The sequence below is a fragment of the Nostoc sp. genome, assembly GCF_036917575.1.
Taxonomy (GTDB): domain Bacteria; phylum Cyanobacteriota; class Cyanobacteriia; order Cyanobacteriales; family Nostocaceae; genus Nostoc.
The window spans coordinates 115,392-132,329 of the sequence record NZ_JBALDC010000004.1; the positions used below are offsets into that span (position 1 = coordinate 115,392).

13 protein-coding genes and 1 tRNA gene are annotated in these 16,938 nt (G+C 43.2%); 3 read left to right on the plus strand and 11 right to left on the minus strand.

The genetic code is table 11. The features are described from left to right. Positions 1–105 precede the first annotated feature (105 nt). The 4 genes from V7K79_RS00680 to lipA form a co-directional block, all read right to left on the minus strand. Positions 106–561 carry a Fur family transcriptional regulator gene (locus V7K79_RS00680; RefSeq protein ID WP_292844215.1) on the minus strand — a complete coding sequence of 152 codons (456 nt, stop codon included), beginning with the start codon at positions 559–561 and terminating at the stop codon, positions 106–108. A 508-nt stretch (positions 562–1,069) separates the two neighbouring features. Next, positions 1,070–2,320 (minus strand): RNA polymerase sigma factor SigC, encoded by a 1,251-nt coding sequence (sigC, locus tag V7K79_RS00685; protein ID WP_335043735.1) that lies wholly within the window; start codon positions 2,318–2,320, stop codon positions 1,070–1,072. A 737-nt stretch (positions 2,321–3,057) separates the two neighbouring features. Further along, positions 3,058–3,993, minus strand: a complete 936-nt coding sequence (locus V7K79_RS00690; RefSeq protein WP_442938879.1) for an NAD(P)H-dependent glycerol-3-phosphate dehydrogenase — start codon at positions 3,991–3,993, stop codon at positions 3,058–3,060. 24 nt (positions 3,994–4,017) lie between these two features. Next, complete coding sequence (gene lipA, locus V7K79_RS00695; RefSeq protein WP_335043741.1) at positions 4,018–4,902, minus strand: lipoyl synthase; 885 nt, start codon at positions 4,900–4,902, stop codon at positions 4,018–4,020. Between the two features lie 136 nt (positions 4,903–5,038). Between lipA and V7K79_RS00700 the strand changes: the two genes are divergently transcribed. Continuing rightward, a tRNA-Pro gene (locus V7K79_RS00700) sits at positions 5,039–5,112 on the plus strand. 342 nt (positions 5,113–5,454) lie between these two features. Here the strand turns inward: V7K79_RS00700 and V7K79_RS00705 are convergent. Continuing rightward, on the minus strand, positions 5,455–5,595 hold the full coding sequence (locus tag V7K79_RS00705; protein WP_335043744.1) for a type I restriction enzyme endonuclease domain-containing protein: 141 nt from the start codon (positions 5,593–5,595) through the stop codon (positions 5,455–5,457). Here V7K79_RS00705 and V7K79_RS00710 point away from each other — a divergent pair. Then, on the plus strand, positions 5,573–5,797 hold the full coding sequence (locus V7K79_RS00710) for a hypothetical protein (protein ID WP_335043745.1): 225 nt from the start codon (positions 5,573–5,575) through the stop codon (positions 5,795–5,797). The genes V7K79_RS00705 and V7K79_RS00710 overlap by 23 nt on opposite strands. 163 nt (positions 5,798–5,960) lie before the next feature. Next, positions 5,961–7,085 (plus strand): site-2 protease family protein, encoded by a 1,125-nt coding sequence (locus V7K79_RS00715; RefSeq protein WP_335043747.1) that lies wholly within the window; start codon positions 5,961–5,963, stop codon positions 7,083–7,085. 199 nt (positions 7,086–7,284) lie between these two features. Here the strand turns inward: V7K79_RS00715 and V7K79_RS00720 are convergent, their stop codons facing one another. The 6 genes from V7K79_RS00720 to V7K79_RS00745 form a co-directional block, all read right to left on the minus strand. Next, entirely contained in the window at positions 7,285–9,822 is a 2,538-nt protein-coding gene (locus V7K79_RS00720; protein ID WP_335043749.1) for a calcium-binding protein, read from the minus strand. A gap of 365 nt (positions 9,823–10,187) precedes the next feature. After that, on the minus strand, positions 10,188–10,904 hold the full coding sequence (locus V7K79_RS00725; protein WP_335043750.1) for a choice-of-anchor K domain-containing protein: 717 nt from the start codon (positions 10,902–10,904) through the stop codon (positions 10,188–10,190). Between the two features lie 442 nt (positions 10,905–11,346). Beyond that, complete coding sequence (locus V7K79_RS00730) at positions 11,347–13,560, minus strand: tetratricopeptide repeat protein (protein ID WP_335043752.1); 2,214 nt, start codon at positions 13,558–13,560, stop codon at positions 11,347–11,349. A 392-nt stretch (positions 13,561–13,952) separates the two neighbouring features. Continuing rightward, positions 13,953–14,132: a photosystem II assembly protein Psb34 gene (psb34, locus tag V7K79_RS00735; protein ID WP_335043753.1), complete on the minus strand. Its 180-nt coding sequence runs from the start codon at positions 14,130–14,132 to the stop codon at positions 13,953–13,955. A 281-nt stretch (positions 14,133–14,413) separates the two neighbouring features. Beyond that, positions 14,414–16,411, minus strand: coding sequence for a glycine oxidase ThiO (gene thiO / locus V7K79_RS00740; RefSeq protein WP_335043754.1), 1,998 nt, complete (start codon positions 16,409–16,411; stop codon positions 14,414–14,416). Between the two features lie 132 nt (positions 16,412–16,543). Further along, entirely contained in the window at positions 16,544–16,933 is a 390-nt protein-coding gene (locus V7K79_RS00745; RefSeq protein ID WP_335043756.1) for a hypothetical protein, read from the minus strand. Between the last annotated feature and the right edge of the window lie 5 nt (positions 16,934–16,938).

Sequence of the window (16,938 nt, forward strand, 5' to 3'; positions counted from 1 at the left end):
TTGCCAACTGCTTGCTTGCCTCTAATAACAGCAAATTACGAACTGCTCAGAATTCCAATTCTTTGGTTAATTTGAGTAGTTTCGTCTTATTTATTCACCCAAGTGCTAAAGCGGCATCAGCGCTCGCTGGCACTTGGGACACACTGCATGAATGGTCATTTGACAGTCCAGTAAGTGAAAACCTTCTTTTTGAGCAGTTTTTGACCCAATTTTTAAAATTGAGTCATTTTTAAACTCAATAGTTGAGTTGCATCGAACACAAATTAAGTGATGGTGATGGTGGGGATAGGGCTGGTTGATCTCATAATGCTTATGTCCCTCGCCCAATTCTAGTTCCCTTAAAATTCCCATCCTGGCCATCAACTTCAAAGTCCGATAAATAGTTGATAGACTGATCCCTTCACCATCAGTTTCTAGCCGATGATAAAGATCCTCAGCACTCAGATGTTCACCTTGCGGAAGTTCTTGAAAAATGTGTAAAATTGTTTCGCGCTGAGGAGTTAAACGCCAGCCTCGGTCGTTCAATTCTGCCTTAAGTGAAGTAGTTGTGTAGACAGTCATACTAATATTTCTCAACAAATATCGTTAATTGAGAATATAACAAATCTTTTGAGCAATTTGCAACAATCATTGCCTATTGAGAATTCTTACTAAATATTTAAGAACAATTCATCAAATCTTGAGCAAAATTCAAGTAATAAACTGTAATACATTTAATTTGCATACAGCTAATAGTTAGGATACTTATAACGATTGCATCCCTTGACTTTGAATTTTGCATAAGTTAAATTTGGATTACTTAGTTGCTCCCCACCTTCAAGATATTTGGGAGAAACTCCTATAAAATTTAATGCCAATTATTAGCTGTAAGCCGATAAAAGGCTTTTAACTTAGGATAAAATCAGTCTTTTGTCCCCAGTCAATTGTCAAGTGTAGTTTTATAATGACAAAGCGCAAAGTCGAGCCAGTCGCACAGGAAGGGTTTCCCGACTTGGGCAAACTGGCGTTGAGCGTCGGTTTCCGGCGTTGGCGCAGCCCGCCGTAGGCATCAGAACTTTGTAAGAAATGACTAACTTAGAGACTCCAAATAGTCGCGGATGAGGTTGCGGCGCTTGGGTTGACGTAGCTTTTGCAAAGCCTTGGATTCAATTTGGCGGACTCGTTCGCGCGATAAGTCAAGAGCGCGGCCAATTTCTGCTAAAGAATAAGGATGACCATCTGCTAAACCAAACCGCATCAGAATTACATCGCGCTCTCGGCTAGTCAAATCTGACAGAAGATGATGCAAATCTTTTTGTAAAGATTCTCGCATTAACATCTCTTCTGGAGTTACACTGTCAGTCTCGAGTAATTCGCCTAACTCAGTGTCTTTATCTTTTCCGACTTTGGTTTCCAAAGAAACGGAGCGAGGAACCCGCAACAAAACTTCTCGTACTTGGGTCGGTGTCATCTCTAACTCAGTTGCTAAATCTTCTAAAGTTGGGGTGCGACCTTTTTCTTGAGCAATTTTGCGTTGGGCTTTTTTGATTTTGTTTAACTTTTCGGTAATATGAACCGGTAGGCGGATCGTGCGACTAGAAGTAGCGATCGCCCGTGTAATTCCCTGACGAATCCACCAGTAAGCATAGGTACTGAAGCGATAACCCTTAGTTGGGTCAAATTTTTCTACAGCCCGCTCCAAACCTAATGTACCTTCTTGGACTAAATCCAACAATTCCAAACCACGATTTTGATATTTCTTAGCAACAGACACAACCAGACGAAGATTCGCCTTAATCATGTGTTCTTTTGCTTGGAGTCCTTGGGATTGAACTTGTTCCAACTCTTCTACTGTCAACTTAGCGATTTCAGCCCAGCGACGTTTGCCATTTGCCAAAGTCGGCCTAAGATCGGATAAAACTATCTCAGCAGTAGCAGCCCATCTTTCCAAAGATGGGCGATGTCCCAGTTCCGAGGTAAGACGTTCTTGAACTTCAATTAACCGAAGATAGGGCGTAATCACTTCATCCCCTTGTTTTGCGGCGTTAGCAAGTACTATCCGCATCCGCAAGTAGCGTTGGACTTTTTGAGCTTCTGAAACCTCTTCATCGCGCCCTAACAAGCGAACCCGACCAATTTCTTGAAGATATAGACGTACTAGGTCTGTACTCCGACGGTTGGTGCTAGTAGCAAAGTTAGCATTGTCAACAGAAGCCATCTCTAGCTCGTGTAGGTCATCTACCGATAACTCACTGTCATCAACCGTGAGATCCGAGTCCAAAGCCTGGCTAGACTTTTTGGTGTTGTAGGGGGTGTCTGTATAAAAAGATGTTGCTGGCATAAAGATCGTCTCAATGGCTCCAGGTAACAATAGATTTCGGTCAGCTTAGATTACGGTCAGCTATTCAACTGTTGCTATTGTTCCCGTGATTCACGATGAACTAACATGGTTGAACGTTCCATTACAATTTTTTTAGAAATTAACTGTAAGGGTTTTATTAGATACACTATTACTGAACTTAATCGGCGGCTAAACTTTTGATTCAACCAATAGCTATTTCAATTCACAGCTAGGCTTTCAATATTTCAATTACTTAGTTAACATTTCAAACTTGACGGGTTTTTATAGTAATTTTTACAACACAGTATAAACATCCTTCAGCGAATGTCATCTTTATAATTGGATAGTCACATTTACATGGCGACAAAAGTAATATCCTGACGATTTACCAATTTTTTCTCAGGATTATTCAGGTATAAGTAGAACTAATAGATATCGGGGAAGTGATTAGCATTAACGGCAAAAATTATCTCGACACAGAGATAGAAGATGCGGATAAATTATCAAATCTTCTCTGCGTGTCCTCGCATCTTCTTGCATATCAGCCTTAACTTACCAATTTCAATTTGACAGACTGCTAGTAGTACGCCTTGGCAACGCCAGGGGGGTAAAGGAAAAGGGGGAAAGTGGGGCCCCCTCTGGGGATAAGGGGCAAGGGGAAAGGTTTTTTATCCCTTACCCTTTTCCCTTTAACCTTTACCCAACCTCCACAAACACATTTTGGCGTTGGCAGACTACTAGTAGTTGTACTCTGGCTTGATATCTCGCAACATCAGTTCATCAAGTGCTTGTCTGGGTGTGATTTCGCCTTGAAGTAACCGATAAACTTGCTCGGTAATTGGGACTGCAATGTTTTGTTGCTTGGCTCTTTTGATCAAAACTCGGCAAGTGTTCACTCCTTCAGCAGTTCCTTGTAAATTTGCGAGAGTTTCTATAAGTGACTTACCACTAGCTAGCTGGTAGCCGACTTGGTAATTACGACTTAAGGGACTGTTGCACGTTGCTAGCAAATCTCCCAGACCTGATAAACCATAAAATGTTTCTGTTTTTGCACCCCAATTATTACCGATGCGAACCATTTCTGTCAGTCCACGGGTGACTAAAGCAGCTTTGGCATTGGTTCCCAGTTGTAAACCATCGCACACACCAGATGCGATCGCAATCACATTTTTCAGTGTTCCCCCCAGTTCCACGCCCAAGGGGTCGGGATTGGTATATACCCGGAAACGATGAGAAGAAAATACTAACTGCACTACTTCCGCAGCCGTGGGAATATTACTGGCTACCACCGTGGCTGCTGGTAATTCCATTTGAATTTCTTTTGATAAATTAGGCCCAGACAAAACAACCACTGCATGGTTAGGGAATACTGTTTGCCAAATTTGTGAAGGTGTGCAGGTGGTTTGAGGGTCTAAGCCTTTCGTCGCTGTCACAAAAATTGTCTCTGGAGAAAGGGGGAAAGACTGGACTTGGGAAGCAACATCTCTCACACCAATCATTGAGATAGCGGACAAGACTATTTGGACATCTTTTAAAACTGCTTGGAGAGTTTGGGAACCTTGACGCGACCACACGCGCACCTGATGACCATTTGCGGCGGCGAGATTTGCCAGAGATGCACCCCAAGCACCTGCACCAAGAATTGCAACGGAAAGTTTTGTGTTGGAGTACATCTGCTCACCCATAATTCCTAATTCCTAACTCCTAACTTTTGAGCGTGGGTAACGTTTCATCAATTCTCTAACTTGTTCTGCATGATATGAGCTTCTTGTCAATGGCGAAGAAACAACTTGTAAAAATCCAATTTCTTCACCGAATGCCTTCCAGTCAGCAAATTGTTCTGGATTGACAAATTCGTTTACCTGCAAGTGTTTTTGACTGGGTTGGAGATATTGCCCAATTGTCAAAATGTCGCAATCCACTGTTCGTAAGTCTTGCATGACTTGGCGAATTTCTGCGTCAGTTTCACCAAGTCCAACCATAATCCCGGATTTAGTGTATGTGCTAGGAGAAAGTTGACGAGTGCGTTGCAATAATTCTAATGTGCGATCATAGTTTCCTTGGGGACGCACCCGGCGATATAAACGTGGAACAGTTTCGGTATTGTGGTTTAATACCTCTGGCGCAGCTTGTAGAATCGACTCTAGAGCATTCCAATTACCGCATAAATCAGGAATTAGCACCTCAATTGTGGTGTTGGGTGAAACAGAGTTAACTGCATTAATACAGGCCATAAACTGAGATGCACCACCATCAAGCAAGTCATCTCGGTTTACAGAAGTGATGACTACATGATTAAGGTTCATGCGGCGAACAGCTTGGGCCAGTCGTGTAGGTTCCGTGGGGTCTAGTGGTTTAGGTTTTTTCTCAAAATCAATATCGCAGTAGGGACAAGCGCGTGTACAAGCCGGACCCATAATCAAAAATGTGGCAGTCCCAGCGTTGAAGCATTCACCAATATTCGGACAGGACGCTTCCTCACAAACTGTATTGAGGGCCAAATCCCGCAAAATTTCTTTAACGTTACCGATGCGCTCACGCCCAGGTGCTTTCACCCGCAACCAGTCTGGTTTTACAGTCACAATCCGCTTTTACCACTAGAGTTATACAAACTCAATCCTAGCAAGCAAAGTCTTTGATGAAGCGATCGTATATAGATGTAATTCTGCTATTTGGCACAGGTTGTGATATTCTTAATTTACAATGCCATTTTTATGGCGGGATGTGGCGCAGCTTGGTAGCGCACTTCGTTCGGGACGAAGGGGCCGCTGGTTCGAATCCAGTCATCCCGATTGTACATTCACAAATTAAATGTCGCAATTCGCAAATTAAGGTCGCTTTTTGCAAATTAAGGTCGATTTCGGAAGTTTCTGTCAATAATTTTATTATATTAGGTTTTCGCAAATTAATGTCGTCTTATTCCGTCATTAACTGTAAAATTTACCATAAGGAAATTATTTTTCCTTGACATTTGTTTGCTCGCAGCACTCCTTTCAACCCTCCTAATAACTTAGTTGTACTCTTTAACCATTTTCAAATCTGGTTAGTATGAGTAGACATCTCCAAAATATACTATTTTGGAGATGTCTAATGCTGCCAACAGAGTAAGTTTTTGCGATCGCACTTTCTCCTCCTCACGCAGCCCAATCTTTACACAGTAACTCTGCCTGTTGCAGGACTGTCATCATCGCTTTCTCTTGCTTTTCGGGTGGATAGCCGTATTTCCGTAGTAGGCGCTTAACTACTAGGTCAATGCGTTTTTCTGCACCTACCAAAGCTGCTAATTTTGCCCATTTAGTTTTTAACTGTTCTCTCGCGGCTCAAGGGGAAGGGGCTATAGTTAGCCGTCAAACTTTATTGCAACAGTTCCCTCATGCTGAGATTACTTTCAACTTACTATTGCAACGGGAGTTAATTGAGGAAGTTGACGACGGCTATCGCTTCCAAGTGGAGTTGATTCGCCGCTGGTTTATTTGAATTATGTCTGATAAGCTTGCTCGCAATATTACCAATAACCACACCTTTACAGACGGACACCACTACCGCCATCAAGATTAAAATCTCTTAACCTTTCGTTACAATAAAAATATCGAGAAGGATGAAAGCAAACCTCTCGAAGCTGAAATCAAAGGTGAGCGACATGAATGGCACAATTCGCGTTGGTAATCTCTTCGGAATTCCCTTCTATATCCATCCGTCATGGTTTTTAGTTCTGGGTTTAGTAACTTGGAGCTATAGCAGTGGACTGGCGGCGCAATTTCCCCAATTGTCTGCGGGATTAGCTTTGCTACTAGGATTGCTGACAGCGCTAATGTTATTTGCCTCTGTCGTCGCCCATGAATTAGGCCACAGTTTCGTTGCAATTCGTCAGGGAATTGATGTCAAATCCATTACGCTGTTTATATTTGGCGGTTTAGCAAGCTTAGAAAAAGAATCGAAAACCCCAGGTGAAGCTTTCTGGGTAGCGATCGCTGGGCCAATAGTAAGCTTACTATTATGTGCCATCGTTACAACTATTGGTGTTACTACTGCTGCATCAGGACCGTTAGCTGCAATTCTTGGCGTTCTAGCTTCTGTTAATTTAGCATTAGCCCTATTTAACCTGATTCCGGGCTTGCCCTTGGATGGGGGTAATATACTGAAATCAATTGTTTGGAAAATTACAGGTAATTCTTATAAAGGTGTAACCTTTGCAAGTCGAGTTGGACAAATCTTTGGTTGGGTAGCAATTCTTTCTGGTGTACTTCCCTTATTATTATTTGGCAACTCCGGTAACTTCTGGAATTTGTTAATTGGTTTCTTCCTATTGCAAAATGCTGGTAATTCGGCTCAATTTGCCAGAGTGCAAGAAAAACTCACAGGTTTGACAGCCCAAGATGCTGTAACTCATGACAGCCCGATTGTATCTGCTAATCTTACCTTGAGAGAGTTTGCTGATGAGAGAGTTATAAGTGAACAAAACTGGCATCGGTTCTTAGTGACTGATGATGATGGACAATTAGTAGGTGCGATCGCAGTTGATAATTTAAGAACCATCCCCACAGCACTGTGGTCAGAAACTCAAGTTAAAGAAGTCATGCGACCAATTACTGAATCTACCACAGTCCAATCAGATCAACCTCTGCTGGAAGTCATGCAGTTACTCGAACAACAAAAACTATCTGTGCTTCCTGTGATTCGCGAAAATGGCGTTCTAGTTGGAATCTTAGAAAAAGCTGCAATTATCCAGCTACTTCAAAGCCGAACCCAACCTAACCCTGCATAAAGATGCAATTCATCGCGTCTATAAAAAAACGGTAAACCTTTGTAGAGACACGATTTGTCGTGTCTCTACATTTTTATCAAAACAGAATTCAGGAGTCAGGAGCCAGAATTCAGATGACAAAACCTCGACAAGAATTACGTAAACAACTGCAAACTTCTTAATTGGCAACTGTTTTTGCTTTTCTTATTACCATTTGTCTTTAGGCTACAGTGACTCCTAGCGTATAGGAACCAGGATTAAAATAGCCAGAACTGAAAGTCCCGCCATTTTGAGGGAAGTAATCATAATCACTTACTGAAATGGAGTAAGTACCTGCCCCTAGTGAAGCAGTGATTGATTGAGAAGTACTGGAAGTCTGTAAGTTACCGGCACTATTAAATAGGCCGAGAACTGGATAGTTATTGTTATAATTCGGCGTGTTGATAGTCACAATTCCTGGGTTGGCTAAAGAAAATGTGAAAAAGTCGAAATCAGGCTTGTTCCCTGGAAGCGTTCCCAGTTGAGCAGAGGTATTAACTTCTGAACCTGATGTTAAAGTACCTAGCTTCTCAGCAGTGGCTAGTGTGTTGTTTGTCCCTTGTCCAGCATCTTCTTTCTCGTAGAACAGGAAGTCGTCACTATCAAGCTTCAGAGGTGATGCTTGCACAACACCAACGAGTTCATCTAGCTCTCCTGAGTTGTCCAGAAATACCCTTGTATCGGCTCCCACAGTCTGCAAGCGATAGTCTGCCAGTGTTCCTTTGAGTTGGATTGTATCTTCGTTGGAGTTGAAGCCACTGATGGTAGCGTAGTCTGCCAAACCACTACTTTCACTGTTGTTATCGTCATAGAAGACATTAGTAGCATCTCCAAGTAAGAACCGATCTTCCCCAGGCCCTCCAGTTAGAATATCAACCTCCCCTAATCCAGGAGAATCAGAACCGTTAGTATCAACGCCTATGAAGACATCATTTCCAGGCCCTCCAAGGAGAGTGTCATTGCCGACCCCGCCACGGAGGGTGTCATCGCCTTCTCCCCCTTCGATTTGGTCATTGCCAGCCCCGCCAAACAGGCTGTCATTCCCATCCTCGCCCAACACGAGGTCATTACCTTCCTGACCATCAAGAAAGTCATCGCCATCCCCACCAAGCAAGGTGTCATTGCCGCCTCTGCCAAAGAGGGTATCACTGCTGCCTCCTCCAATCAGGGAGTCGCTAAAACTAGAACCAAAGACTTGCTCGATATTGAACAGGACATCACTCCCATCTCCCCCACTGGCAGTTCCAGTGCTAAGGTCAACGCTGACTCCGACAGTTGCATTTAAATAATCAGCAGTATCAATGCCATTCCCACCAAAGAGTTGGTCATCCCCGCCTCCACCATTGAGAAGGTCATCGCCATCCCCACCAAGCAGAATGTCATTGCCGCTGCCGCCTAGCAGGGTATCATTGCCTTCTCTACTAATGAGAGTGTCACTCCCGTCCTCACCATTGAGAAGGTCATTGCCAGCCCCACCAAGCAGGATGTCAATGCCGCTACCACCAAGCAGGGAGTCATTGCCATACCCGCCATTGATAAAGTCGTCGTTAGCCCCGCCAAGGAGGGTGTCATTGCCGTTATCGCCAAAGAGGCGGTCATTACCACCCTCACCATTGACAAAGTCATTCCCGTCCCCACCACTGAGGAAGAAGTCATTGCCAGCTCCGCCAAGGAGGGTGTCATTGAACCTAGAACCAACGACTCTTTCAATCTCCAACAGGACATCATTCCTATCCTGCCCTGTAGCGGTTCCAGTGGCAAGGTTAATCGTGACTCCGGCAGTGGCACTGAAATAATCAGCAGTATCAACACCAACTCCACCCAAGAGTTGGTTATTGCCAGCCCCACCACGCAAGGTGTCATCGCCAGCCCCACCACGAACAATATCGTTGCCTTCCTCGCCATCAAGCAGGTCATTGCCAACTCCACCATCAAGCAGGTCATTGCCACCTCTACCAAAGAGGATGTCATTACCGCGCCCGCCAATTAGAAAGTCCTTGAAACCAGAACCAAAGACTTGTTCGATATTAAACAGGACATCATTCCCTGCCCCTCCCTTGGCGGTTCCAGTCGCCAGGTTGACGGTGACACCGGCAGTGCTATTTGAATAGTCAGCAGTATCATTGCCAGTCCCACCAAAGATTTTGTCATCCCCGTCCCCTGCTTCGAGTCGGTCATCGCCAGCCCCGCCAAGGAGGGTGTCATCGCCAGCCTGACCAATCAAGCTGTCATTGCCATCCTCACCATCAATCTGGTCATCGCCAGCCCCACCATTGAGCGTGTCAACCCCTTCCCCGCCAAAGAGTTGGTCTTTACCGTCTTCTCCAGCGAGTCGGTCATTTCCGTTCCCGCCTTCGAGAAGGTCATTGCCAGATCCAGCAAGTAAAGCATCATTCCCGGACCCACCAAGCAGGGTATCGTCACCGCCTTTGCCAAGGAGTTGATCGTCGTCCTCCTCGCCTTGGAGAAGGTCATTGCTAGATCCACCAAGGAGGACATCATCGCCCAACCCACCAAGCAGGGTGTTCTCGCCGCCCTCACCATTGAGAAGGTCATTGCCGTCCTCGCCATTAAGCGAGTCATTGCCAGCCCCACCCAAGAGGTCATCATTGCCGCCCCGACCAAAGAGGTTATCATCACCGCCCTGACCAAGGATAGCGTCATTCTCAAACGTGCCAATTAGAGTGTTATTACTGTTGTCTCCAATAATGTCTGCCATATCAATCCCCTAGGTTATAAGTTTGATTCAGAGATATTCGCTGGCAGAGGTGTCATCTATGAGTAGCCCTGCCAGCAGGAAAAAACCCTAGATAGGTAGTTCAAATAAATGTAGCATCTAATTACACTAATTTCGTAACCGCTTAATAATCCGGGGTAAATCGCTCAGTGACAAGGTTAAAATGGCGTAAACTCGTTCCTGAACTGGTAGATCGCCCCGATTTATTGAGCGGATACCTATTAGTACCTATCTTTTTTCTATTCCCTATTCCCCATTGCCTATTACTACAAATTAGACATTTGGTGAAAAACAATGTAGAGACGTAGCACTGTTACATTTCTACAAGGGTTCTGAATCAATCATATTTATAGGCTCTTAGTATTTTTTTTCCAAGAATTTTTACGAGATATCAGGTATATCCCTAGCAAGGATAGACCCGCCAGTGGCGCAGGTTCGGGTGTAGTTTTGATTTTGGCATAAATAGCTGTTGTAATTGTATGTTCTTCAAGAGCCTTAATATTTTTCTGGCGACCATCTAGATTAAAGCCAGTTAACTCAAGGGTATATTTATTACTTCCAAAGGTAAAACTGCGATTACTCAAATTTGTGTCTAAAAATACTAAGTCTGCACTCTTTTCAGGATCTTTTGGATCGTTAAGTGTATTTACTAAACGCAAGTTGAAGTCAAAAACTTGGCTGCTTCCCAGAGGAGGGCTGAAAGATACATTGAGATTTAGAGGTACAAATTTAATGCCTGTATCGGGGACTATACTTCCATTAAAGTATGTTAAATCAGCTATTTTGAATACAGAGTTAGTGTCTGTGGAAAATGAAGTTCCATTAAATGTTAGTTTATTTGGAAATCCTGACGAAAAATTAGCTTTACCCCAAGTAAATGTGCTGCTTCCCACACCTGTATATATGGGATTCTTATCGGTGATTCCTGGAGTAGGATTTCCCCATGTAGCACTAGAAATGCCAGAAAAAGTTAAAGCTTGTGCTTGACCAGAGAAAGCAAATCCTGTAGTCGAACTCACAACAAGACTAGATATAGCAGTAGCCAAAACAAAACTTAGTTTCATAATTTTAGGTTTCAATTATCATTCTGGAGCTTCTTTCAAGTAAATCTTCAGTCAAACTTAGTAAATTTACGCAAAATACGCCAATATCCTATTGTCTTTTATATAAAAAATTTACGTGGATTTCAAAATAATTTAATGAATAATTTATATTTATGAAGTGAAATTTCTGAATTGTTAAAATACTTCATTACTTTGTAATGAATAAAATAGTAAAATTCTTGCAAAAAGTTCCTTAACAACGCCATCCCCAGCAAGAGTGGAGACTTTGACGTAAATCAAAGGCAAAGTGGGGTTCTTTTTTTGGTTTATACAAAAGGTCTGGTAATTGTGTAGGTGTAGCCCGTCGTAGCCATCGCTACCTTACTTGACTTGTAAATGATTATCAAGCTGATATCAAGTTATAATTTTTTCATATTCCCTCCACTATGGAGAGGAATAGGATTCATAATTTTGACAAAATCTCTGGCAACAACTGGCTAGGAACTTTAGATAAAGCCAGATTTTGCCCCTGTATGCCTAATTCTTTATGAAAAGCACGAATAGTTTTCACCACATAAGCGAAGGTTGTTTGATAAGCCTCTGGTTGTTTAATTAATCCGTTTAAGGCTTGCAAATGGTTATCTAATGCTATTTCTAAGTGTTGAGAGCGTATCGCTTTGTCGCCATTAAAAGAATTATCTATTACTAGCTGATAATGTGCTAGTGCTAGGTTATTATGAGAGGCAAGCAAATCAAAACTTAAAGAAGTACCGCTAAGTGAGTGAGCCAAAGCTATAGCTTCTTCGTAAGCGCTGATACATAGTTGCAGATATTTTTGCCGTGCCTCTTTAGTAGTCTCAGATAAATTTGCTAGATGCCAGTAGGCAGTACCTAGATTATTTTGTGTAGCAGCGCAGGCAGCAGGAACATTAGCTGGAGTGCGATACTTGAGAGCTTTGCTATAAACATCTATGGCTAAGTGGAGATTTTGGGCAGGTTCTTCGTATTGTGCCAGATTCCAATATGCAGTACCGATATTGTTTTGAATCATGCCATACTTCAGCGGTTCCTCTTCAGGGTTGTAGTGTGCAAGTGCTTCATTGTAAGCTGCGATCGCTTTCTTTAAATGTACAATCGGTTGATTGTATTGCCCTAAATGCCAATAGGCAGTACCCAAATTATTTTGGCAAGCTGCATACTTTAATGAATCCATATCAGCTGTACGATGGCTGAGTGCTTCACTGTAAGCAAAAATTGCTTGCTGCCAATTTTCAGATGGGTGAGAGAAACGAGCTAAATCACCATAGGCTGTCCCCAAATTATTTTGTACACGAGCGTAAGTTTCCAAATGTGTCTGAGGCGAAATCATCTTTAACGCCAATTGATAAAATTCTATTGCCTGCTCTATATAAGTTTGTCCCTCCTCAGAATTGGGTGGTGTGCGGTATAGCATCCAGTAGAGTGTACCCAAATCATTCAAGATATCTGGGAGTTGCGGTGAGCTTTCGTCATAGCTAATTGCTTCATGATAAGCAATAATTGCCACCATCAGGTTTTCTAGAGTTGACTCTCCTTGCTCAATGCGAAGACGGTATAAAGTACCCAAGCGATGATAAGCCTCTGCCAGTATCTCCTCTGAAACTTGCTTTTCGTGTAATTCTTCAATCTCCAATAAAATCTGCTGTGGTTGTAAGGAATCCTCTGTATTTTGAGCAATACTTGTATTTATTGTTGCTATTACTAGCTCTGTTAACTCACTGCTAATATGAGACAAAAACGACAGCGATTGATTATTACTCCCCCTACCAGAGCGATTTGTAGATTCTTGCTGTTGTGGCGTAGTTTTTAATAAATCCCCTGTGGATGGTAAAACATTCTCAGCTTTGTGTACGCGATTCCCTTCTATTTCTACTGGAAAACTAGAATTCTGATCAAACTTGAACTCAGTGGCTGCGGTTCTGAGTTCTGCTTGGTTAGCTGATTCATCTAGAATTGACTGCTCAATATTCCCCAAATCTAAGCTTCTAGAACTAGAAAAACGTTCTGGATAGCCCAAATTCTGAGCTGCTGGTGTCGGTTCTCCAGCAAACACAAATACGCCAGTACGACAACGCCAAAACTGTGGTGCTGATTGCTTGATAGCCGATAACCAAGGACGTGGTATCCACAACAGCAAATTAGATTCTAGGAATCGGCTGGATTTTTGTGTAGAGAAATGTTGTTCGCTTAAGCGGAGATAATGCAAAAATAAACGCTGTGTTGCAACTGGTTGCTTCGTAAGATGCTCCACACCGACAATCTGAAATGCTGGTACTGGAAAAGGTCTTCCAGGAGTATCTTTTGATGCCCCAACAATTGGCGGCGGATAATTATTCAGCCATTGATTAATCTGAATTAGGGGATTAGGATCGTTTAAATTCAAACGCAACGTGACTAATCGCGGATAAGCTGGGGTGCTATTTTCTTGAGCATTTGATGATTGATATAGCACCTGTCCAACAGGATAAGCCAATGTAGAATGCAAACGGGCTGCTATCTGATTTCTTAAGTATAAATCATCACATACCGCTAAAAGAATTTGTCGTCGTAAGCCAAGACTTAAGACAAGTTTCAGGCGATGGTATACTTGCCGATTCCAAGTAGAATTATTGTTGTGTGCAGTATCATTCACGCTCATAGCGGCTCTAGAGCCAAAACATAGTAGATATCACCTTTTTAGGTGCATTCAAGTGGGTCAAACTTATAACAAAAATGAATTTTAATAAGGGACTTCCAACAAATAAATTATCCAATTTTGTGGGGTGGACATCTTGTCCGCCCAAGGCTTGGGGCGGGCGAGACGCCCACCCCACAAAAAGTAATTGAGTATTTTTTTATTTGGAGTTCCCTAAGTAGATGTTGTGCGGGTGTGGATATATTGAGCCTTCAATTATAGTAGAAACAATAAAGTATAATTGTATACTTTAGCTCTTAGTTCAATTTTAACAAAAAATAAAAAAGCAGGCCCCTCTTAAAATTGGAACCTGAAAAACTATAAATAAGATGAAGTTTTCTTAAAATGTTTTACGATCAACTGCTCTTAGAAACAAAGAAGGCGACTAGAATCAAGCCGGCAACCAAAGCTGTAGCGACAATTCCTAGTAGGATATAAGTTCGCTTTTGCCCTTCCGTGAGAGGTTCTGCTTCATAAACCTTTGGTTCCCGGGCAAAATTATTCAGAAGACCGCCTTCTTCATTGGTATAGGGCATGAATGAATTCCTTTATCTTTATCGTTAATTTAATGTTACATAAATGCTAAATCTGGTCTTAAACTGCTAGATAAATCGTTACATTGGGGATTGGGGATTGGGGATTGGGGATTGGGTATGGGGAACAGGACAAGGGAACTCTTGAGAATTGGGGACAAGCAAGCCGCTCAGAACTTCTCCTAAGGGAGACGCTACGCGAACGGAGGAAAGACTTGTTGCAAGTTCTCACCTTTTGTCATCTTGTCCCTTTATCTGTTTTGTCTGTTTATTCCCCATGCCCCTTAACTAGTAATCGTCCCAGTTAAAGGTGAACTAGGACTGGCGTAATCTTTAATAGGCATTCTGCCAGCAAGGTATGCTAGACGACCGGCGACTGCTGCCAAATTCATGGCACGAGCCATTGTTGCTGGTTTTGGAGAAAGAGCGATCGCACTATTAATCAACAAAGCATCTGCTCCCAATTCCATTGCCTGAGCGGCTTCTGAGGGTGAACCAATACCAGCATCTACCACCACTGGCACACCTGCATTTTCGATGATAATTTGGATATTGGCAGTTGTTTTCAGCCCTTGTCCAGAACCAATTGGCGATGCCAAAGGCATTACTGTAGCACAGCCTACCTCTTCTAAGCGCTTGGCTAACATGGGGTCAGCGTTGATGTAAGGTAATACTGCAAAGCCTTCTTTAACTAGTTGTTCTGCTGCTTGCAGTGTTCCAATCGGGTCTGGGAGTAAATACTTAAGGTCGGGTATTACTTCTAACTTGACAAAGTTATTATCTTCCTGCCCCAACAATTTCGCCATTTCTCGCCCTAAACGCGCTACCCGAATTGCCTCTTCAGCAGTTTGACAACCTGCGGTATTGGGTAACATCCAGATTTTCGTCCAATCCAAGGCTTCTGCCAAACCTTCATGTCCAGGAGCCTTAGTTTGTACCCGTCGTACTGCCACAGTGACAATCTGGCAATCGCTGGCGGCGACGCTTTGCACCATTTCCTCAATGCTGCGATACTTACCAGTTCCCGTCATCAAGCGGGATTGGAAGGTTTTGCCAGCGATAATCAATGGGGAGTCTTGAGTGGGAAGTGGGGATATAGCAGAGTGATGCCCGTTAGAGAAATTGGCAGAGTGAGTCAGCATTGGGGTGGAGGTAGATGATTTGGACTGGAAGCGCGAATAGTGAAAATCAGCAAGTAAGGGGTCAGACTTTTGTTCTAAGATTAAATCGGCAATCAATGCGGCTGTTACGGGCGCAAGTAGAATTCCGTTGCGGTAATGGCCAGTAGCAAAGGTTAAATTTTGACAGTAGCTAGTGCCCAGGATGGGCAATTCATCAGGGGTAGTTGGGCGAAATCCCCACCAAAATTCCTGGATGGGATAATGCTTTAATTGGGGATACAGTCGGATAGCAGCTTGTAGTAATTTTTGAATACCTTCTGGGGTGTTGTTGGGGATAAAGCCAACGTCTTCACTTGTTGCGCCAATAACCAGGCGATCGCGTCTTGGTACGATATAAATATCCTGCCCAAACAAAACCCGCTTTAAGGGCAATTCCGGCGAAACTTCTGGTATCCGCACACTCAGCATTTGTCCTTTTCTGGGTAGCACAGGTAGCGGTAACAATTCATTTGACCAAGCACCTGAAGCTAAAACATAGTGCGCGGCGCGAATTCTACCAGCGTTGGTTTGCACGCCAACTACTTGTCCTTGCTGCTGTAAAAATGCTTCTACTATAATACCGTCTTTAAGTTCAACACCAACAGACTCAGCTGCCGTCCGCAACACGTGAGCTAAAGCTTGATTATCAACTTGTGCGTCTTCAGGATACCACCAGCCACCAACTACCTCTGCTCCTAATCCTGGCTGATATTGATGAATTGCCTCTTTGTTTAACCAGTAAGCCGGGGATGAGGAAGATGAGGAGGAAAGACTTTCCCTTCTACTCCTCTGCTCCTCTGCCCCCCTGCCCCTCTGCCCCCCTGCCTCTTCAAAAACGGGTGCAAGAATACCACAAGCACGGTAGCCAGTATTTAAGCCTGTCAGTTCTTCTAATTTGCGCGTCCAGTCGGGATATAAGGCACGCGATCGCCAACACAAGGAACGCATTGCCTCATTCGGGATGTTTTCTGCATCTGGTGCCAACATCCCAGCAGCAGCATGGGTAGCAGCAGCCTGGAAGTCACGACAAAGCACGGTGACGTTTGTCCCGCGCAATTTCAATTCAATGGCGATCGCTAAACCAATAACGCCGCCACCAATAATCACAGTCTCACTAATCATTAGTCATTAGTCATTAGCCATCTGTCATTAGCGATTTATCATTAGTACATAACTAATAACTTATAACTAATAACTCATAACTTATAACTTATAACTTGTAACTAAAGACGGGTCTGAAGACGGATCTGATCGCTACCACAAGGCACGAATTGGTTCGTTGCTTTGATTTGTATTGCTAGATGGTGTGCTTGTGTCTGAAGAATTTGTATTACTGTCTGTTGTACTGTCAGTTGAGTCATCGCCAGAATTCTGAGCAACGTTACTCCTGTTGTCAGGTCTTGGGGCTACAATACTGCGCCTATTTTCGTTTGTTGGAGTTGTTTCGTTTCCTTCTGTTGCAGTTTCTTCATTCTTACTGCCACCACTGCCATTAACATTGATATTAGCTGGCAGGACTTCTGATTTCTTATCACTGGGAGCGTTAGCAGTTTGTACGCCCATCGGAAAGTTGATGCCTAGTAATGTACCAAGCAGAATGGCTAAACCTCCAGCCATTAAAATTAAGGGTGTCCATCTACCCATCTTGT